The sequence below is a fragment of the Caldibacillus debilis DSM 16016 genome (assembly GCF_000383875.1).
Lineage (GTDB): Bacteria > Bacillota > Bacilli > Bacillales > Caldibacillaceae > Caldibacillus > Caldibacillus debilis.
Window position 1 is genome coordinate 76030 of the sequence record NZ_KB912917.1, and the last position, 19013, is coordinate 95042.

Consider the following 19013-nt stretch of genomic DNA (forward strand, 5'->3'; position numbering starts at 1 on the left):
GCGACCATNTNCTGTTTCAATCCCTCATAGGTAAGATACAAACCGCTTTGCCTGGCGTTGTTGCTGAAACATTATCAAAAGTTTCAATCCCTCATAGGTAAGATACAAACGAGAGATTATTAGGTTTCGGGTTTGGAACCCGGAGCTGTTTCAATCCCTCATAGGTAAGATACAAACGATCTTTGTGCTGGTCGCCGTGGCCCATCTTCTGGAGTTTCAATCCCTCATAGGTAAGATACAAACGTTTAGTGAATATGGTAAATGATGAGTTTAATCAAGAGTTTCAATCCCTCATAGGTAAGATACAAACGGATAGGTTTGCTCAATTCGGCCCATGGTGATCGGATGTTTCAATCCCTCATAGGTAAGATACAAACGAACATACTCGACGGTTCCGTTTAAATCTAAACCGATGGTTTCAATCCCTCATAGGTAAGATACAAACCCAAAAAAATGTTGATAAATCAGAGTTTGGAAAAATTTCCTAATCGGTTTGATTTTTATTATAATTGATTGTAAACGTTTGATCAATATGAGGAAAAATGTTGATATTACGGGATTTAACACAATCTGGTGCCAAAAAAAGATTTGTCGTCGATCCCCCGGGATTTTGACGCTATCGGGGGTCGACGACAAAATTTCAAACCAAGATTCCGCTGGAAATTCCATAAAAAACGATCAATATGACCGCTGGAAAATCGGATGCCGGTCCAACCCATGCTTTCCTTGATTATTTTTCCGTCACCCAGAATCCCATTCGGATGGCGGGCATCTTCGATCCGGGGTGATCCGTCGCGTAAGTCAGCTGCGGAATGAGCGACATATCCGTATCCTTATCCTTTTGCCGGTAGATGCCCGGATAGAGGTCGATGATGTGATAGCCGGGTTCGCCGGTGGCAACGACGTCGAAGGTGAGATCGCCTTCGCTGTTGAAGGCGCACATGTAGCCGGCGTAGGCATTGTCATAGGTTAAATAATAGGCGTTGTCAAACTCGGTCCAGCCCCCGCCCTTGATGGTGATCCGGATCTTTGTGCCCGCAGGTCCCGATTTGGGGGACAGGTTCACGATGGAGGGCAAGATCCGCAAGTACTCCTGTCCATAGATCTCGCCGTCAATTTTTACGTCGATCCGGTGGGGAATGCCGCCCAGATCGTCCGGAATATTAAAATCATAGGATAATTGTCCGCTTTCATCCGTATCCACGGCAGCCAAGACCGCCGTTTCTTCCCCGAACCCCGATCCCGATACGCGGCTTCCCCGCATCGTATTCCAAATGATTTCCGCCCGCTTATTTTCCGGCAGTCCGCTCGCGCGCAAGCGAACCGGTTCCCCGACGGTTCCTTCGTGTTTGTCCAGGGCGATTTTCACGCCGGGCTTATTCTTTAATTCCGGCATTTCAAGACCGTTTCCCGCCTTTTCCGGAACGGGCTCCACATAGGCCTGATCCAGCGGCGGTTCCTCCGTCACCTCGAACATGAATTCGGGCGCCGGTTTGTCCGGATAGGGAGATTGCTGGTAGTTAATGTACGGCATGCCGAGATAGCCGGTCCGGATCCGGATAAAATGTTTTCCCGGCGGTCCCGCCGCGCGGATTTTTGCCTCCGCCTTGCCGTTTGTGGCCACGGCCGAGATCAAACCGGTGTATTTGTTATCATAGGTCAACTGCCAATTCCGCATATAGGTGCTCCAGCCCAGACCCTCCGCTTTTATCGTAATCTCCGTGCCGACGGGACCGGATGCGGGATACATGGAAAACTTAGGGTCCACCGTAAAAGCGGTTTGCCCGATTTTGACGTCCTTCGAACGGACGAAAAGGGTATGGTCTCCGCCGAACCCATCCGGAACGGTGAAAGCGCCTTTCCAGATTCCGTTTCCGTCGCTTTTCCCTTTCGCCAGAACGACTTCCTTCTCTTTAAATTTCGGTCCGACCATTTCATACATATTTTTAATTTCGTAGCTGCCATCATAAGCGATCCAGACGAGCTCCACATCCTGATTCGCTTCCAATTCATCGACGGTAAATTCCACCTGATCCCCGATATATCCCCTGCTTTTCGACAAGTTTATGTTGTTTTTTAACTGCTGCTTTTGCTCGGTATTTTTCCCGCTCTTCGATGTTTGACCGCCGGAAACCTCCGGCGTTCCCTCGTCTTTGCTGCAGGCGAACAAAAGGGCGGCGACGGCAATGACTGCGAAGATCTTTGCGATGGACGGATAGCTTTTCATCATTGGGATCCCCTTATTCGACGACCACCAATGTCGCCTTCATGTCGCCGTGGCCCGCGCCGCAAAAGACGCTGCAGACCATCTCGTATTCTCCGGGTTTCGTCGGTGTAAATTTTACGGTTCCGTTCGGCTCGTCGATGGAAACGTTCAAATCGGGAATGGCGATGCCATGGCTTCCTTCCTTCGAAGTCAAATGAATGGTTACCTCTTTTCCCGCCTTTACATAATATTTGTCTTTATTAAAGGCGAAGTTGACGGCCTCGACGTTCACCACATTGTTCGGTTCCAGATTCGCTTCCTGCGAACCGCCGTTATTATTTCCGCTCTGGTTGGCGTTACCTTGCTGCTGACCTTGACTTCCCGATCCGGCGGCCTTTTCATCCACGATCATCAGCAGGGAAGGCTCGACATTGAAAGGCCGGAACTCCCCTTTCCGGTCCCCCGCTTCCGCCGTCACAAAATATTCCAGCTTTCCCTTCGGGGTATCTTTGGTCACCGGATAAGCCGCGGTCCAAAATTTCGCCGCGTTTTCCACGCCAGGCGGATGTTCCCCGTACACCATATCCAAAACTTCGCCCGTCGAAAGGTGCACCTGCAGTTTCGCGTTCTCCATTTGCAGCCCGGTATCGGGATTGATGGCATTCATCCGGAAAACGATTTTGTCCCCGGGAGCGAACCGGCTGGCCAGGACACAACCCCCCTTTTCGGAAACGGTGTCCCCCGTGATAAGGATGAGATTGTTCTTGGATTCCGTCTGCCCCGTTTCCTTCTCATTGATGCAACCGCTTACAAACAAAAAAATGAACAGGGCCGCAAACAGAAACCAATACCTTCTTTTTAACAAACTTCTCCCTCCCCAAGAAAATCCAGATTTTGGTTCTTTCAATAACTATTATAAACCTTATTAATCTTTTGTGTATCCTGTTTTTTTCAAATATATAGAATTTTTTATTTATCCCATTCCCCCGCTGGAATGTCTCGCCTTCACGGTACCCGGGGATATCGGACGTTTATCGAACGGAACGAATCATCCGAAAATCCCCGTTCCGCATGAATATTATAAGAAACACTTATTGATTTTCATTAAAATCATATAATTTTCCTATCGAAATGTGCGTTGTATACTAGTTTTGAAGGTGGTGTCGGAAAATGGAATATTTGCTTATCGGTTTAACCGGCATTTTGGCAACCACGGCCGGAACTTTAGCGGGAGGCGGAGGATTCATCAGCCTTCCGGTCATGATGCTGTTGGGCATCCCCGTCCAATCGGCCGTCGGCGCAAATAAGGCCGCCAATACGATCAGTTCCTTCTCCAGCTTTCTTTATTTATACAGGAACAAAAAAATCTCGTTTAAAGAGGTTTATTGGATCGTACCCGTCAGTCTCGCGGGCGGCGTCACCGGCGGGGTGATCGCTTCGCGCATGAACGAGGAATACATGGAGGCGGCCGCCATCGTCCTGCTCCTCTTTGCCTTTGCCGCTTCTTTTTTTAAACAGGGACAATTTTCCGGGGAAGGGGAAATCCGCTTTAACAAATTCAGTTTTCCCGGTCTGTATGCCATCGGCATTTACGACGGGATGATCGGTCCCGGCCAGGGGACGTTCATGCTGTATTTGTTCGGGGCGTTAAAGGTTTCCTACATTCGGGCCGTGGCGGGAGTCCGATTGGCCACCTTTTCCAGCTGTTTCGGCGCGGCGGTGACTTATATTGCCGCCGGGCAAATGATCTGGCCCCTGACCCTTTGCCTGCTGGCGGGATCCCTTGCCGGCGCGCAAATCGGGGTCCGGCTGGCGGAAAAATTGAAGGCCCGGACCGTCCTGGTGATTCTTCGGCTGGTGACCCTCGGACTGATCATCCAACTGATCGGGGAAAATTTGTTGGAATTGGCAGGCGGTTTCCGTTAACGCCGTGGGAAGCACAAAAAAAGATCCGGAAGGCTCCCGAATCCTTATTCATGGAAAATCGTCCGATTCCAACCAGCGGAAAAAACTCCGGAGGCTCCCCGCGGCTTCCGCCCGCTAACCTCGTTGATGTCCTTCGCGGGCGGATCCGCCCGTCGCGTTTTCGGCCATGGGAATCCGAACGGATCCTGGCCAGGATCGTTTTGAATTTAGACCGGAACGAAAATTCCGGTCGATTTACTTTTTATTGAAAATCTTTTCCGCGAAAGGTGCACCGTATCGGAATCCAAACCGTTCTATACCGGTTTCCGGCCAATTGCACCATACCCCTATCCCTATCCTTACGGAAAGTAGCGCGTAGACCGGGAAGCCCTTCCCGAAAGAGGGCGCGGCAGCTTCCCGGCGAAAAGATATATTTCAAAGGAGGATCTTTAAAGATGAGGGGCAAAGTCCCTCGACAAAAAGGGGAAATGTGCGAGAGTTTATATTGATCCGGCTGCGGTTGCAAAAACTGATCGCCCGCCTAAAAACGGAAAATCGCCTTTCTCCTTTCGTCCTCTCGGATCACCTCCTTTCATTTTTTCCTTGCCGCATTGGCCTGTTGAATGGCGTCGTTCAATTGTTTTACCATCGTGTCATAAGTCTGATCCACATCCCCGCCGTTAAATACCGTCTCCAGTGCCGACTCGATGATCCTTCTTCCTTCGGGGATCATGTCCATCAGCGCACCTTGGGTGGCGTAGGAAGGTTTGGTGGTTTGGAGCTGATGGACGGTCACCTTCAATTGGGGCATTTTCTCATAAGCCTCTTTGACCGTTTCTTCCTCATAGGCAGCCGGGTTGACGGCGAAATAGCCGGTGCCGATATGCCACTTCGCCTGCACTTCAGGCGTTTGCAGGTATTTCATGAACTCCCAGGCGGCTTTTTGTTCCGCTTCCGGTTTGCCGGCGATCATCCACAGGCTGGCCCCGCCGATGATCACCCCTTGCCTTTCCTTATTCGCCGGATGGGGGAGAAAGGCGATTCCCACTTCAAAGGGCGCGTTGTCGATCACGTTTCTGGCGTTGGCCGAAGATTGGAGGAACATCGCCACATCTCCGGCCAAAAATCCCGCGATCATGTTATCCCCGTTCGTGCCGTAATTGGCGAAGGTCCCATCCTTCACCATCTGTTCCACCCAACGGAAGACGGACTTTCCTTCTTCCTCCTTAAATCCGATTTCCGTCGGGGTCCCGCTCCGGCCGTTATTATTGTTCATCAACAGCGCCCCTTGGTTCGCCAGCAGCTCTTCAAACAGCCAGCCGTAAGCCTGTAAAGCGAAGCCTTTCATTTTCGGATTCGCTTTTTTGATCGCTTTCCCCGCCTCGATGATTTCCTCGAAGGTTTGCGGCGGATTGTCCGGATCGAGGCCCGCCTTCTTGAAGGCGTCCTTATTGTAATACATGACGGGGGTGGAAGAATTGAAGGGCATCGAATAAAACTTGCCGTCAATCTTGTAATAATTGATGATGTTTTTTTCCAAAATGCCCATGTCATATCCGTCGGCGTCAATAAAGGTTTGGATCGGGACGATTTGCCCGCTGTTGATCATGGACATGGTGCCGATCTCGAACACTTGCATGATATGGGGCGTGCTTCCCGTCCCCGCCACGCTGTGGAACTTGGTCAGCGCCTCGTCATAGGTGCCTTGAAATTCGGCATTGACTTGAATCTTCTCTTGCGATCGGTTAAAATCGTCGACAATTTCGTTCAATGCGTTAAGTCCCGCCCCGCCCATGGAATGCCAAAAAGTGATGACGGTTTTCCCGGAAGCGGAATCATTCTCCGAACGGTTTTCCGTTTTGCCCTGGCAGGCGGCGGCGAAAAGAACAAGGCAAAGCAGAATCAAACAAGCAGAAAATTTTCTCATCCCTTTCACACCTCTTCTCCATTTTTCGTCTGACGGCGAAAAACCTTGTTTGCACGTCGGCATCACTTAAAAGCCCCTTCCGTCAATCCCCGCTGCAGCCGCTTTTGGCCGAGGAACAACAGGATCAAGGTGGGCACGACGACGATGACCGCACCCGCCATAATCATTCCCCACTCGTTCACCTGTTCCTGGCTCTGCAGCTGGCGCAGGCCGATTTGGACGGTGCGCACCCTTTCATTCGTCGTCGCCAACAGCGGCCATAAATACATGTTCCAGGAAGTGAGAAAGGCATATAGTCCCAAAGTGACCAGGCTAGTTCTCGCCATCGGCAGGGCCACCGTCAGGAAAAATTTAAAATCCCCCATTCCCGCGATCTCGCTCGCTTCTTTCAGTTCCCTGGGAATCTGTTTAAAATTTTGCCGCAACAAAAAGGTTCCGAATGCCGTGGCAAAAAAGGGAAGAGTCATGCCGGCATAGGTATCCAGCAGCCCGAGATTACGGATGGTTTGAAAGTTCGGTATGATGGACGTTTCGAAGGGGATCATCATCGTGGCAATAAACAGGAAGAAGATCGCGTCCCTTCCTTTAAACGACAAAAAGGCAAAGGCGTAGGCCGCCAAACTGGACAGGATCAATTGGCCGGCCATGATGAGAAGGGAAACAACGAGGCTGTTCGTCAAATAATGGATGATCGGAAAACGTTCGAACAGCCTGGCATAATTGTCCCAGCTGAAGGAATGGGGGAACAGTTTTCCGGCGAAAATTTCCTGATTGGTCATGAAGCTCATCAAAAAGGCGATGACGGCAGGAGCAAAGATCACCGCGGCAAACAAGGCCAACAGGAAATAAAACAGGATCTTTCGGCCCAAAGGGATTCTCATTGGTAATGCACCCTCTTTTCGACCAGTTTGAATTGCAGAACGGTCAGAAGCAAAACGATGACAAACAGGATGATGGCCAAGGCGCTTCCGGAACCGTACTGATAATTCATAAACGCCTCCTGATAGATCATGTAGACGATCAAATTCGTTTCGTTTTGCGGCCCGCCCCGCGTCAGCATGTCGATCTGCCCGAAGGTTTGGAAGGCGTTGATCAAGGATACGGTAATCACGAAAAACAGGGTGGGCGAAAGCAGCGGGATCGTGATCCTTCTTATTTTGTAAAAATATCCGGCGCCGTCGATCTCCGCGCTTTCATACAAATAGTCGTCGATCGACTGCAGCCCGCCGAGCAGAACGAGAAAGGTAAAGCCGAGATTCATCCAGATGGTCGTGACGGATACGGAAAGGAGGGCCCATTTCGGATCGGTGAGCCAACCGACGGGATCGAGCCCGAACATTTTCAGAAGCTGATTCAGCCAGCCGATGGTCGGATGAAACAAAAACATCCAAAATACGGACCCGGCGGCGACGGAGACGCCCATCGTGGAAGAAAAGATGGTACGGAAAAAACCGATCCCTTTCATTTTTTCATTGGCGAGAACCGCCAAAACCAGGGCGATGAAAACGGTGCCCGGAACCGTGTACAGGACGAAAAGCACGGTGGACTGCAAACTCTGCAAAAAGACCGGCGAGGTAAAGATTTTCCGGAAATTGTCCAACCCGACAAAGACGGTGGGCGTTCCGGCCGAATCGGTGAGAAAAAAACTTAAATAAATCGTCCGGAACAAAGGATAAAACAGGAAGACGGCAAAAAGCAGGATCGAAGGAAGAAGGTACAATTGGCCTTTGAAGAAATTTCTGATTTCCCGCTTTCTTTTGATTTTGGCAAAATCCGTTTCCGGAATTTCCACGGTTCCGGGTTCCGTCCCCGCCCGAACCACTGCCGCGTACGTCATCTCCCCATTGAACTTTCCTTCCGTCATACCTTTTCCACCTCGCGCATGTGGGCGCTTTGGGCGGGTTTGATCAATAACCCCGTTTCCCGGTCAAAAAAGTGCAAGAAAGGGATGGGGATGTGGACCGGAACCCTTTCCCCCGCTTTCACCTTCCATTGGCCGGGCCATTTCGCCGTCCAAATCTCTTTTCCGACTTCAAAGGAAAGAAGGGTTTCATTTCCAAGCTGTTCCACATTGATCACTTCCAGTTCGGAGGTCCTGTCTTCCGCCGTACCCGGACGGATATGTTCCGGCCGGATACCGACGATGACGTTCCGATCCGGGGAAATATCCAAACCCGCGGGATCCGCCGGCAAAGAGAGCCGGTTTTCTACCACAAGTTCCCTCTTTTCCGGAAAATAGCGGGCATTCCCCATATTCATCTTTGGCGTTCCGATAAAGGAAGCGACGAAGGTGTTCGCCGGTTCGTTGTATAAACGGATCGGTTCCCCGACTTGCTGGATTTTGCCGTCGTGCAGGACCATGATCCGGTCCCCCATCGTCATCGCCTCCACTTGATCGTGGGTGACGTAAATCGTCGTCAGCCCGAGCCGCTGCTGCAGGCGGCGGATCTCCATCCGCATGTTCGCCCGGAGCTTGGCGTCCAAATTGGACAAAGGCTCATCCATTAAGCAAAGAGGAGCCCGGCTGACAATCGCCCGCGCCAGTGCCACCCGCTGCCGCTGGCCGCCGGACAGCTCTTTCGGCTTCCGTTTCAAAAGCCTTTCCAGCCCCAACATCTCCGCCGCCTCCTGAAGCCTTCTTTGCCTTTCCGCTTTGTCCACCTTTTTTGCCTTCAAACCGAACAAAATGTTTTCTTCCACGTTCAAATGAGGATATAAGGCGTAGTTTTGAAAAACCATGGAGATGTTCCGATCTTTGGGCGGCAGATGATTGACGACCCTTCCGCCGATTTTTAATATGCCGCCGGTGATGTCCTCAAGCCCGGCGATCATCCTCAAGAGGGTGCTTTTCCCCGAACCGGAAGGACCGACAAGGACGAAGAATTCCCCTTCCCTGATTGTTAAATCCATCTCCTTAATCACATTTTTTTGTTTGTCATAGGATTTGGAAACACGGATCATTTCCACAATGATTGACTCCTGCATCCCTTTCCCTCCCGCAATCTATTTAACCACAGAAAAATTCCGAATATGCCGATTCCATAAAATCTTTACAATACATTATATTTTCCTTTAATTTTTTTACCGCTTCTTCAAAGGGGCTTTACATGTCCTTAAAACCGTTGTGCAATGATTATTCCGGAAGCTTCCGGAAAAACAAGACCCGCAATTATTAATGAAAGCATTTACATTCCCGATCATAAATTTAAAAAGATCGCGCGAGAGACAGCTGCCCTTCCACATCCCACGGGTGAGGGCCTGCGAATGAAATTGGGTCCGATCCGTATCCCGGGATTCAAAGGCTTTTTCACTAATATCCGAAAGGGGCGGATCTTATGGATAAGTACAGAAGACATCCAGGGATTTCAGAAGAGAAGTCCTCGGCATGACGGACATATCCGCGGGTTACGATCATTGCAGCGGGTTTCCGCACAAAACGCGCTTTCCATTACCATGTTTATTTCTTGGAACCGGGGGTGTATTCCATATTTGCCCCTGTTCCGTTTCCGGGCGGAAAGGATATGGGGTCACTTCCCAAATAAAAGGTATTTTTGCCGCCCTGAAGGAGGAAAAAATGGGGAATATAAAAAACTTCCTGCTTTCTTTCACGATCTTACTGACAATCATTTTGGCGGGGTGCCAAAACGGCGTTCATAAGGCAGGCATCGGGGGTAAAGGGGAAACGAATTCAGGAATCAAAGAGGGTTCTGAATACGCGGGCGAATCGGGCAAGGAAACCGGAGCGCCTCCAATTGAAACCGGGGTCATTTCCATCGCCCATCGAGGAGCTCCTTTTTTCGCTCCGGAACATACCATCCCATCCTATGAAATCGCCGCCGGTTTGGGCGCCGATTATATCGAACTCGACTTGCAAATGACCAAGGACGGGGTCCTCGTCTCCATCCATGATAAAACCGTCGGACGGACGACCGGCGGACAGGGAGAAGTGGCTTCATACACCTTAAAAGAGCTGAAGCGGCTCGACGCCGGCCATTCCTTTGCCGGCCGCGAACGAAAACGATACGTCCATGTGAAAATTCCGACCCTCGAGGAAGTCCTCGAGCGTTTCGGGGATTCGGTAAATTATTATATTGAAATCAAAAACCCGGCCGATAATCCCGGGATGGAAAAGGCGTTGATCGATGCGTTAAAGAAATTCCAACTCCTGCATAAAAAGGACAAAAACGGCCTTCCGAAAGTGATCATCCAATCCTTCAGCCCAAAAAGCCTGAAATCCGTTCAAAGAATGGAACCCGGCCTTCCGCTGATCCGGCTTTTCAATGAAAAGGATTTTGCCTCCTTAACCGATGATGCGATCAAAGAATTGCAGACCTACGCCAGCGGAGTGGGGCTCCCCTACCGGTCCGTGACAAAAAAAGAAATAGATCGGCTGCATTCCTACGGCCTCGATGTCCACGTGTACACGATCAATGATAAAAAAACGATGGAACAGTATATCGATTACGGCGTGGACGGGATTTTTACCGATCACATCGATCAATTATTGGAAATCTTGCATATGAGGCAGAACTCCCCGAACGAAAAAAGCCGAATCCATCGCTTGCCGCAGAAAAGCGATGAATTCGGCATCCGTCCATCCGATTAAAAAGCGCCGGAGCCGCCTCCCCCTCCGCCGACTCCTCCGCCGGAGGAACCGGAAGCGCCGCCTGTAAAGGCACCCGCCCGGCTGTCCGCCGCCGTAAAGATGGCCACGGTATACGCCGGATTGTATAAAAATCCGGTTCCTTCCGGGAAGGACCGTTTTTCCGCTTCCAGAAAAGCGTTGAACGCCTTTTTGAACGGGGCGTTGTCCACGCCGATCCCGTAGGCGATCAGCCGTTGCTTTTCCCCATCGGAAAGCAGGTCCCACTGATCCTTCGTGAAATGCCGCAGCCTCTCCCGCAGACGTTGCCATTCCAGAAGGATTTCCAGCCCCTTATCGCTTTTCGGATGGTAAAAAATCGCAAAAAGCAAGGCAGCGGCGGATCCCAGCAGGGTCCCTATGAACGGGACATAAAGCTCATAAATCCCGAAGAAAACCGCGGATATCCCCAGCAAAACCCCGACGGCCGCCACGCCCCACCGGAGTCCGGCTTTCGTTTCGTATAATCCCGCTTGCTTCACTTCCTCCGCAATCTTCCGCTTCCATTCCATCATTTCCGATTGATAGATTTCCAAGTTTTTCCTATTATTTGTGAATTTTTTCAGCTCTTTCAAGGAAAATTCCTTCCCGTTCCCCACCTGTTCGAACAAGAACCGGATCAATTTCCTCTCATGGGGATGTTCCGTCCGCCCGTTGACCAGGACAAAACGGTCTTCCGTCTCCTGCTTTACATATCCCTTTCGGAGCAAATCATAGAGGGCGGCCGCGGCCGTTTCCGGATTGAAGATGCAGCCGCTGGTGAAATAAATGGTGGCGGGGATGCTCAATTTTTCTTCCGGAACATGGAATTGCAGGCGCTCCAAATGCTCCTCGACCAATCGTTTCTTTCGCCGGGAAGAGAGGAATGCAGCCGGAAACAAAACGGCAAAGAAGACCAGCATCGCAGGAATGAGCCCGTTTCCCGCCTTCCGCAGCGCATCCCGGGTTTCCGCGTATTTTTTCGCCTTTTCGGCAAGATGTTCCTTTTCTTTGAGCACTTTTTCCCGGATGGTACCCGCCATCATCCCCATTCCCGGAAACAGCTCCGGCTCGTAAATCACCCGGATGTCCCCGTTTTCCCGGGCCGGAACCTCTCCGAGCCGAAAGACGACGGTTCCGTCATCCCGGATGTCTTCCTTGCCGTAAGCCTCATCATAGCCCAAAGCGAGGACCTGATCCGCCGCTTCCGGGGGATGGACGGCAATGGTCATGCGCAAATAGTCCGATTCGTTTCTTTCATCGAAAAACGGCCAATAAAACTGGGCACCGTCCTCGTACTTTTCCATCCCGCCCGTGATCCGGTAACGGAGTTCAACGGTGATCTTTTCCTTTTTCCCGCTCCGGTAAATTTTGTAGACGTCGCCTTCCTTTTCCACCTTCAAAGGCTTTCCTTTTTCAAAGGCGGCAAAATCTTTGATGGACGCCCCTTTTTTCGGGACAATTTCCCGGGTAATTCCCCTGAATTTGCTGTCAAAGTCATAGGTGAATGTTTCCTTGACCGCGACCTCCCCGTTCTTTTGCAAGTAAGCGTCGATCTTGGCATCGGTGATGGAAAATTCGACGGCGAGCCCCTTTTTTGCGGGGAAAAGCAGAAGAAAACAGGCGAAAAATACGATCAGCAGCTTTTTCATGGCACCGTTCACCTCAAAATCTTTTACGCAAACAAGGCATAAAGGTTTCATCCGGGCCTTGCGGCGATAATTTTTTCCTTCCCATATTTCTTTTCGGACATTTTTTCTGATACGTTATGTAAAAAGACAAAAGCTTCCTATTGCCTATGCCCGAATCCGCGGAACGGGAAGGGGGATTTTTCGCAAAACTTCGGACTGAACTTTTTTCTTCGTTTTCTCCGGAATTTTGAAACTTTTTTTATGTTCCTGGCGTCTTACTGTCGACCGAAAGGGGAAGGAGGTTATGGTTTGCATTCCTCGGCAGACGTTCGCGATGCTTTTCTCATCGCCCGGGAGCGGGAAATCCTGCAAATGGAAGCCCTGGAAGCGGTGAAAGCGATCATGGATTTATACGGAAACGAAATCAAACGGTTCGTTTATACCTATATGCAAAACCCCGCCGATACGGACGATGTGACCCAGGAAGTGTTTATCACCGTTTATGAAAAATTGCCCGAATTTCAAGGGCGCTCGATGCTGCGGAGCTGGATCTACGCCATTGCCGCAAACAAATGCAAAGATCATTTGCGGAAGTGGAACCTCCGGAACCGGAGGCTGAAAGAGAAGATGTTCGGCCATTTCCCGATTCTCCGGAATAATCCGGATACCCCGGAAGAAGCGGCAATCAAACAGCATGCAGCCAGCCAACTGCTGGAGCGGGTGCTGAGCTTGCCGGTAAAATACCGGGAAGTCATCGTTTTATATTATTTTCACGATCTTTCCGTGAAGGAAATCGGGGAAATGCTCCATGAGAAGGAAGGGACGGTGCGGACAAGGCTGGACCGGGCCAGGGAAAAATTGCGGGCGCTATTATCCGAAGAAAGGAGTGAACGGGATGGATGAACGGTTGAAGGAATTGAAAAGGGAATATGAACAGGCCCTACCTGTTTCTTTTACGCAAAAAGACAGGGAAAGGATTTTGGAAAAAATTAACAAAAAACAGAGGAAAATAACGCCGCCTGCGATCTTCCCGAAAGCTTTGACCGCACTTTTTTACGCGGCAACCTTCTTCATCGGATTTTATTTCATTCATGAACAGTTTTTTCCTGCCGAACCCGGCAAAGAAGGGAAACGGGCGCAAAGCTCCCTCGAAGAATCCGGCCAGGCCAAGTATACCCTCTTGACGGAAGAGGACGATCTCTTCCTCACCTTCGACCCGGAAACGTTGCAGCCCGGCGACCAGGTCGGGAGTTTTACCGTCGAAAGCATCTCGGAAAAAGACGGAAAGGAAACGATCGTCTTTGTGACCGGCGAAAACGGAAACGGCGAAATCCACGGCGATCTGTATTCCGAACAAAATCAATTCTGGTTCATTCCGGATAAAAAATCCTTAAGCGATTTTCCCATTGCCGCCGAAGACATCGGGAAAAAACTGTTTTTCACCTTTTCCGGGGAAGTGCAGGAAAGGCTGAAAAATGAATTCGACCAATTGCAAGCGGGATCCGTAGCCTATGCGGAATGGCGCAGCGATAAGAAGATCAAGACCTTTCCAAACTATGCCCTGCGCGTTGCGGAAATCCGGTATGAACGGGATCCGGACCGGCCGACCGTCATCTTGGGCGTGCACCCGAACGCGGATCCGGGCGGCGGAAACGGCCCGGACGGCCGAACCTACCATACGTCCATCGAACTGGACGGCAAGCTGAAAAATATCTATCATCAATACGCCCAGACCCTCGATGACCGTCTGCTCGACGGGTTAAAACCGGTCGACGTGTTCAAATTGTATATCCACGCCATGGGATCAGGCGATAAGAACGTCCAGTACGCCCTCTTGATCAAAGATGAAAAATACGGAGGTGTTCCCGACCAAGAAACCTATTTCAGCGACCCGGAAGGGATAACAGCCGAAAATGAGAAAAAATTTTATGATGACCTCAAATCCGTCAGCTCCTTTACGGAAAAATACCTTTCCGATGAGGAAGCGGTGATCGGATTTTCAGCCCAAGGCCGTGATTTTGCCTTCCGGATATGCATCGATCCCGATTCGAAGGTCTGGAAAGTGCCGCCTATGGCCATGCAATGAGGGAAAAATGCCGGGCGGCCGGCATGGATCTTGATCATGACGCCGGAGGCATGGAAGCGGAAATATCCTTTACCGCCATGTTATTGACCTTGCCTTCGGAAACATGGAAAAACCGCGACCGGCGGGTACTTGATGTTGGCTTTGGAAAAATGAAAATTAATAAACCCGAGAACGGCGTATGCCTGACCTTGCCGTCGGAAATACGGAAGCGGAAAACCTACGAGCGGGCGGCTTCTAAATCTTTTCTCCAGAAACTTGGAAGCTGAAAAAACCGCAATCGCCATGTCTTGATTCAAACATGAATACGGAAAGGAAGACCCGCCGTGATCGGCGGGTTTTCTTTTGTGATGGCATCCAGCAGGACGTTTTCTTTTTTGCAAAAGAAATTAAGAATGAATCCTCCCTTCCAAGCTCCCCCATTCGGGCCGCAGATTTCTTCCATCGGCTCTTGCCATAAATCCCGCCTGCAAAATCAAGGGGTTCTGCTGCAGAATGCCGGAAATCCGCCCCCTTATCCCCTCCCCGTTTTTCCTTTTCGCAACGGCTTGGCCCGTTCGACGTTGCGGGCCGCCGGGCGCCCACCATTTTCCCCTCTCCATCCGCCTTCCTTCAACTCTTGTTTTTACCATTCTTCCCTTTCCCGTCAATCCTTCCGCTTCTTCCGGAGCGTCTTCGGACTTTCAGTCCCAGCATGTGATCGGCATATTTTATGAAAAATCTCCATTTTGAAAAGAAAATTTTATTGAAAACGAAAACGATATGTGGTATAAATATTCATAAATCTTTATTTTTATACAATCCATACAGGGGATGACGAGATGAAAGAAAAACTGAAGGCGGAACTGGATCAAATCATGCCGGACCTATGGAATATGAATCTCCGGCTCTATGAAAATCCCGAATTGGGGGATCAGGAATATGAGGCGATGAAACTGCTCACCGGCTTTTTAAGGAGTCATGGTTTCGCCGTGGAAACGGGCATCGTCAACCGGCCGACGGCCTTCCGCGCCACGTACAAAAGCAAGAAGCCGGGCCCTGCCGTCTGCTTTCTTGCGGAATACGACGCCCTGCCGGAAATCGGCCATGGATGCGGGCACAATTTAATCGGGACGATGAGCACCGGCGCCGGGGTCATTCTCAGCAAACTGGCCGACGCCGTCGGGGGCACCGTCATCGTTCTGGGGACGCCCGCCGAGGAAACAAACGGAGCGAAGGTGCCCATGTGCGAACAAGGCATTTTCGCCGATATCGATGTTGCCCTCATGGTCCATCCGGCCGGAACCTCCCACGAAAGCGGCCAATCCCTGGCCATGGATGCACTGCAATATGCCTACACGGGAAAAGCGGCCCACGCCGCATCGTCCCCGGAAAAAGGGATCAACGCCTTGGACAGCGTGATCCAGCTTTTCAACGGCATCAACGCATTGAGGCAGCACCTGCCTTCCGACGTCCGCATCCACGGCATCATTTCCGAAGGCGGAAAAGCGGCCAATATCGTGCCGGATTACGCGGTCGCAAGATTCTATATCAGGGCCGCCACCCGGGAAAGGGTCGACGAAACGGTGAAAAAGGTCAATCAAATCGCCCGCGGCGCGGCCATGATGACCGGCGCTTCCCTGGAAATCTCCAATTATGAATTGAGCTACGACAACATGATCACCAACCAAGCCTTATCCGCGGCGTTTACGAAAAACTTGAGGCAAATCAGCAGCCAGCCGGTCCTTCCCGCAAAACGGGAATACGGCTCCATCGACATGGGAAACGTGAGCCACGTCGTCCCGGCCATCCATCCCTACATCGGGCTGAATGACGGGAACCTGGCCGCCCATACGAAGGAATTCGCCGACAAAACGGTCACGGAACAGGGGAGGAAAACCCTTTATGAAGGCGCCCTCGCCCTCGCCATGACCGGGTATGACGTCATGGCGGACCCTTCCCTGTTGCAAGCGATAAAAGATGAATTCGACCATTGGAAGAACAATAAACTTTACTAATCTTTCCCATTATGAATCTTTGAAACGGCTGCGAGCCGAATCCATTTTTCACCAATCAAACAAAGGGGGATAAAAATGAAAAGCATATGGAAAAAAGCCGGAATGATCGGGATGATGATGCTGGTCCTCCTTCTTTCCGCCTGCGGCAGCGGAGGATCCGATTCCGCAAACGGCGGCGCCAAAGAAGGAGAAAAGGAAAAACCGGTGCTGAAAATGGCCACATCGGCGGACTTCCCTCCCTTCGAATCCCGCGATGAAAAAGGGAATTTCATCGGATTCGACATCGACTTGGCCAAAATCATCGCCGACGAACTGGGCTATCAATTGGAAATCCAGGATATGAATTTTGACGGCCTGATCGGCGCCCTGCAGTCCGGCCGGGTGGACATGGTCATGGCCGGCATGAGCGCCACGAAAGAAAGAAAGGAAAACGTGGATTTCTCCATGGAATACCACCGCAGCGGAGAAATGTTCATCTCCCTGCCTGATTCGCCCGTCAAACAATTGGAAGACTTGAAAGGGAAAAAGGTGGGCGTCCAGCTGGGAACGATCCAGGAAGAAGGGGCCGACGAATTGAGCAAGGAATACGGCTTCGAAGTGAAAAAGGTGGACAACGGGATGATTTTGGTGCAGGAATTGTTGTCCCATAAAATCGATGTCGCCTATCTGGATAAACAAGTGGCGAAAGGTTATATGAAAGAGCACGGCTTCACCGGTTTCGACGATCCGACGTCCAGCTCTCCCGGAACGGCCGTCGCCTTTCCGAAGGGAAGCGATTTGGTGGAAAAGGTGAACGGGGTATTGAAGGAACTGCAGGAAAACGGCAAATTGAAAGAGCTGAAAGATAAATGGAAACTGGACCAAATCGAGGAATAAAAGCCTTTCTCCAGCCGATGGCCGGCTGCGTCCGTCCCGCGGCTCCTCAAAATCCGGATCCCGGGATACGGGGCCCGGCCGGATGCGTTTTTCCGGGCGAACAACGGCCTAAAATCGCGGCATCCGCCATCGGTCCATGCCGGAAAAAATCGGTGGTTCCTGCCTGCGGCAAGGAAAGGGAAAACCACCGATTTCCTGTTTTTTGCGTGAGCTTATCGCCGGAAAAGAGGTGTTGATCATGAATGTGGACTTCAGCAAACTGCAGCCTTATGTTCCTTTCATCCTGACAGGAATTTGGACGACGTTGAAATTTGTCTTTGTCTCCGCCCTGATCGGTTTATTGCTGGGAACGGTGCTGGCGTTAATGAAAATCTCGAAAAGCCGGCTGCTGAAGGCGTTCGCCGACGGGTATACTTCCATTTTCCGCGGAACCCCGTTAATCCTGCAATTAATCATTATTTACTACGGGGTACCCCAATTAACGGGCTATGACATGCCGGAATTTTTGGCCGCCATCGCCGCCTTCGGCTTGAATTCCGCCGCCTATGTGTCGGAAATCATCCGCGCCGGCATCATGGCCGTCGACAAAGGGCAAAGGGAGGCGGCCCAAGCGCTGGGCGTCCCCTATCGGCCGATGATGCTCGACATTATCCTGCCCCAGGCGGTAAAAAACATTTTGCCCGCGCTGATGAATGAATTTATCACGCTGACGAAGGAATCGGCGATCGTGTCGACCATCGGATATTTGGATCTGATGCGCCGGGCGCAGATCGTCGGCGCCAATCTTTACCGGAATTTCGAAGCCCTCCTCTTTGTCGGGCTGATCTACTGGGTGATGGTCTTTATCATGACTTCCATCGGCAGGAGAGTGGAACGGAGGTTGAGACAAAGTGATATCGGTTAAACAATTGACGAAGTATTTCGGGAAAAACCTCGTGCTCGATCAGATCAGCACTACCGTGGAAAAAGGGGAAGTCGTGGCCATCATCGGCCCGTCCGGTTCGGGGAAATCCACCTTTTTGCGCTGTTTAAATTTGCTGGAAACTCCGACCTCCGGCGAAATTTACATAAACGGGCAAAATATCTTGGACCGGAAAACGAATATAACGGAAATCCGCAAAAACATCGGCATGGTCTTCCAGCATTTCCATCTCTTTCCCCATATGACCGTCCTGGAAAACATCGCTTACGCCCCGCAAAAGGTGAAGAAGATAAAGAAGGGGGAAGCGGTCGAAAAGGCGCGGCAGCTGCTGGCGAAAGTCGGCCTCTCGGATAAGGAAGGCGCCTATCCGAATCAGCTTTCGGGGGGCCAAAAGCAGCGGGTCGCCATCGCCCGCGCCCTGGCCATGGAACCGGAGATCATGCTGTTCGACGAGCCCACCTCCGCCCTCGACCCGGAAATGGTCAAGGAAGTCCTCGACGTCATGAAGGATCTGGTCAAAACGGGCATGACGATGCTCATCGTCACCCACGAAATGCGCTTTGCGAGGGAGGCCGCCGACCGCATTCTCTTTTTGGCCGACGGAAAAATCGTCGAAGAAGGCGACCCGGAAAGCTTTTTCACCAGCCCGAAAACCGACCGGGCGAAAGAATTTTTGTCGAAGCTATTGTAATCGATCAGGAAAGGAGGCTTTTTTCCATCCCCCTGCCATCGATATGTGCGCCCAAAAGGCATCCGGAAAAATTTCTTGGCGGCTTTCCGCCTTCCGCCGGCTGGAAGATGCCTGCTTTCCGGCACGCCATCCGGATGAATTTCTTGCGGCTTTC

General features: G+C 51.1%; 17 protein-coding genes and 1 CRISPR repeat array (1 of these 18 running past the window's edge). Of the genes, 9 read left to right on the forward strand and 8 right to left on the reverse strand.

Annotation, left to right across the window (positions count from 1 at the left end; all coding sequences use genetic code 11):
- A CRISPR array of direct repeats spans positions 1 to 445; the repeat unit is 30 nt; unit sequence GTTTCAATCCCTCATAGGTAAGATACAAAC; it begins 253 nt to the left of the window's first position.
- 285 nt (positions 446 to 730) lie between these two features.
- On the reverse strand, positions 731 to 2227 hold the full coding sequence (locus A3EQ_RS0119350) for a hypothetical protein (protein WP_154652929.1): 1497 nt from the start codon (positions 2225 to 2227) through the stop codon (positions 731 to 733).
- A gap of 13 nt (positions 2228 to 2240) precedes the next feature.
- Entirely contained in the window at positions 2241 to 3071 is an 831-nt protein-coding gene (locus A3EQ_RS21940) for a cupredoxin domain-containing protein (protein WP_020156796.1), read from the reverse strand.
- A gap of 305 nt (positions 3072 to 3376) precedes the next feature.
- Between A3EQ_RS21940 and A3EQ_RS0119360 the strand changes: the two genes are divergently transcribed.
- Positions 3377 to 4132: a sulfite exporter TauE/SafE family protein gene (locus A3EQ_RS0119360; RefSeq protein WP_020156797.1), complete on the forward strand. Its 756-nt coding sequence runs from the start codon at positions 3377 to 3379 to the stop codon at positions 4130 to 4132.
- Positions 4133 to 4703: 571 nt separating this feature from the next.
- Here A3EQ_RS0119360 and A3EQ_RS0119370 read toward each other — a convergent pair.
- From A3EQ_RS0119370 to A3EQ_RS0119385, 4 genes are all read right to left on the reverse strand, one after another.
- Entirely contained in the window at positions 4704 to 6038 is a 1335-nt protein-coding gene (locus A3EQ_RS0119370) for an ABC transporter substrate-binding protein (RefSeq protein WP_020156799.1), read from the reverse strand.
- 62 nt (positions 6039 to 6100) lie between these two features.
- Complete coding sequence (locus A3EQ_RS0119375) at positions 6101 to 6919, reverse strand: carbohydrate ABC transporter permease (RefSeq protein ID WP_020156800.1); 819 nt, start codon at positions 6917 to 6919, stop codon at positions 6101 to 6103.
- Positions 6916 to 7902 (reverse strand): carbohydrate ABC transporter permease, encoded by a 987-nt coding sequence (locus tag A3EQ_RS0119380; protein WP_020156801.1) that lies wholly within the window; start codon positions 7900 to 7902, stop codon positions 6916 to 6918. The genes A3EQ_RS0119375 and A3EQ_RS0119380 overlap by 4 nt, the downstream gene beginning before the upstream one ends.
- Entirely contained in the window at positions 7899 to 9023 is a 1125-nt protein-coding gene (locus tag A3EQ_RS0119385) for an ABC transporter ATP-binding protein (protein WP_020156802.1), read from the reverse strand. Before A3EQ_RS0119385 ends, A3EQ_RS0119380 begins: the two co-directional genes overlap by 4 nt.
- Before the next feature lie 589 nt (positions 9024 to 9612).
- Between A3EQ_RS0119385 and A3EQ_RS21945 the strand changes: the two genes are divergently transcribed.
- On the forward strand, positions 9613 to 10644 hold the full coding sequence (locus A3EQ_RS21945) for a glycerophosphodiester phosphodiesterase family protein (protein ID WP_169382735.1): 1032 nt from the start codon (positions 9613 to 9615) through the stop codon (positions 10642 to 10644).
- Here A3EQ_RS21945 and A3EQ_RS0119395 read toward each other — a convergent pair.
- On the reverse strand, positions 10641 to 12311 hold the full coding sequence (locus A3EQ_RS0119395; protein WP_169382737.1) for a DUF2207 domain-containing protein: 1671 nt from the start codon (positions 12309 to 12311) through the stop codon (positions 10641 to 10643). The two genes, A3EQ_RS21945 and A3EQ_RS0119395, sit on opposite strands and share 4 nt — an antisense overlap.
- A gap of 288 nt (positions 12312 to 12599) precedes the next feature.
- On the opposite strand from A3EQ_RS0119395, the gene A3EQ_RS0119405 reads away from it, so the two are divergent.
- From A3EQ_RS0119405 to A3EQ_RS0119415, 3 genes are read left to right on the forward strand one after another with little or no spacing between them, the layout of a single operon-like run.
- Positions 12600 to 13193 (forward strand): sigma-70 family RNA polymerase sigma factor, encoded by a 594-nt coding sequence (locus A3EQ_RS0119405; protein ID WP_020156805.1) that lies wholly within the window; start codon positions 12600 to 12602, stop codon positions 13191 to 13193.
- Positions 13186 to 14376, forward strand: a complete 1191-nt coding sequence (locus A3EQ_RS0119410; protein WP_020156806.1) for a hypothetical protein — start codon at positions 13186 to 13188, stop codon at positions 14374 to 14376. The genes A3EQ_RS0119405 and A3EQ_RS0119410 overlap by 8 nt, the downstream gene beginning before the upstream one ends.
- 50 nt (positions 14377 to 14426) lie before the next feature.
- Complete coding sequence (locus tag A3EQ_RS0119415; RefSeq protein WP_154652930.1) at positions 14427 to 14642, forward strand: hypothetical protein; 216 nt, start codon at positions 14427 to 14429, stop codon at positions 14640 to 14642.
- Between the two features lie 26 nt (positions 14643 to 14668).
- Here A3EQ_RS0119415 and A3EQ_RS22665 read toward each other — a convergent pair whose 3' ends face one another.
- Positions 14669 to 14818: a hypothetical protein gene (locus A3EQ_RS22665; protein ID WP_020156808.1), complete on the reverse strand. Its 150-nt coding sequence runs from the start codon at positions 14816 to 14818 to the stop codon at positions 14669 to 14671.
- A 376-nt stretch (positions 14819 to 15194) separates the two neighbouring features.
- On the opposite strand from A3EQ_RS22665, the gene A3EQ_RS0119430 reads away from it, so the two are divergent.
- From A3EQ_RS0119430 to A3EQ_RS0119445, 4 genes are all read left to right on the forward strand, one after another.
- Positions 15195 to 16370: a M20 family metallopeptidase gene (locus tag A3EQ_RS0119430; protein ID WP_020156810.1), complete on the forward strand. Its 1176-nt coding sequence runs from the start codon at positions 15195 to 15197 to the stop codon at positions 16368 to 16370.
- Between the two features lie 75 nt (positions 16371 to 16445).
- The gene (locus A3EQ_RS0119435) at positions 16446 to 17246 is read left to right on the forward strand and encodes a transporter substrate-binding domain-containing protein (protein ID WP_020156811.1); all 801 of its coding nucleotides are present in this window, start codon (positions 16446 to 16448) and stop codon (positions 17244 to 17246) included.
- A gap of 238 nt (positions 17247 to 17484) precedes the next feature.
- Positions 17485 to 18150, forward strand: coding sequence for an amino acid ABC transporter permease (locus A3EQ_RS0119440; protein WP_026500094.1), 666 nt, complete (start codon positions 17485 to 17487; stop codon positions 18148 to 18150).
- Positions 18137 to 18859, forward strand: a complete 723-nt coding sequence (locus A3EQ_RS0119445) for an amino acid ABC transporter ATP-binding protein (RefSeq protein ID WP_020156813.1) — start codon at positions 18137 to 18139, stop codon at positions 18857 to 18859. The genes A3EQ_RS0119440 and A3EQ_RS0119445 overlap by 14 nt, the downstream gene beginning before the upstream one ends.
- Positions 18860 to 19013: the final 154 nt, after the last annotated feature.

What these genes read in the sequence shown, in the direction of transcription:
- A3EQ_RS0119395 (WP_169382737.1), bottom strand. Translation starts at nt 12,311, where the DNA reads ATGAAAAAGCTGCTGATCGTATTTTTCGCCTGTTTTCTTCTGCTTTTC.
- A3EQ_RS0119375 (WP_020156800.1), bottom strand. Translation starts at nt 6,919, where the DNA reads ATGAGAATCCCTTTGGGCCGAAAGATCCTGTTTTATTTCCTGTTGGCC.
- A3EQ_RS0119360 (WP_020156797.1), top strand. Translation starts at nt 3,377, where the DNA reads ATGGAATATTTGCTTATCGGTTTAACCGGCATTTTGGCAACCACGGCC.
- A3EQ_RS0119410 (WP_020156806.1), top strand. Translation starts at nt 13,186, where the DNA reads ATGGATGAACGGTTGAAGGAATTGAAAAGGGAATATGAACAGGCCCTA.
- A3EQ_RS0119385 (WP_020156802.1), bottom strand. Translation starts at nt 9,023, where the DNA reads ATGCAGGAGTCAATCATTGTGGAAATGATCCGTGTTTCCAAATCCTAT.
- A3EQ_RS0119415 (WP_154652930.1), top strand. Translation starts at nt 14,427, where the DNA reads ATGGAAGCGGAAATATCCTTTACCGCCATGTTATTGACCTTGCCTTCG.
- A3EQ_RS21945 (WP_169382735.1), top strand. Translation starts at nt 9,613, where the DNA reads ATGGGGAATATAAAAAACTTCCTGCTTTCTTTCACGATCTTACTGACA.
- A3EQ_RS0119430 (WP_020156810.1), top strand. Translation starts at nt 15,195, where the DNA reads ATGAAAGAAAAACTGAAGGCGGAACTGGATCAAATCATGCCGGACCTA.
- A3EQ_RS0119370 (WP_020156799.1), bottom strand. Translation starts at nt 6,038, where the DNA reads ATGAGAAAATTTTCTGCTTGTTTGATTCTGCTTTGCCTTGTTCTTTTC.
- A3EQ_RS22665 (WP_020156808.1), bottom strand. Translation starts at nt 14,818, where the DNA reads ATGGAAGAAATCTGCGGCCCGAATGGGGGAGCTTGGAAGGGAGGATTC.
- A3EQ_RS0119435 (WP_020156811.1), top strand. Translation starts at nt 16,446, where the DNA reads ATGAAAAGCATATGGAAAAAAGCCGGAATGATCGGGATGATGATGCTG.
- A3EQ_RS0119350 (WP_154652929.1), bottom strand. Translation starts at nt 2,227, where the DNA reads ATGAAAAGCTATCCGTCCATCGCAAAGATCTTCGCAGTCATTGCCGTC.
- A3EQ_RS0119440 (WP_026500094.1), top strand. Translation starts at nt 17,485, where the DNA reads ATGAATGTGGACTTCAGCAAACTGCAGCCTTATGTTCCTTTCATCCTG.
- A3EQ_RS0119380 (WP_020156801.1), bottom strand. Translation starts at nt 7,902, where the DNA reads ATGACGGAAGGAAAGTTCAATGGGGAGATGACGTACGCGGCAGTGGTT.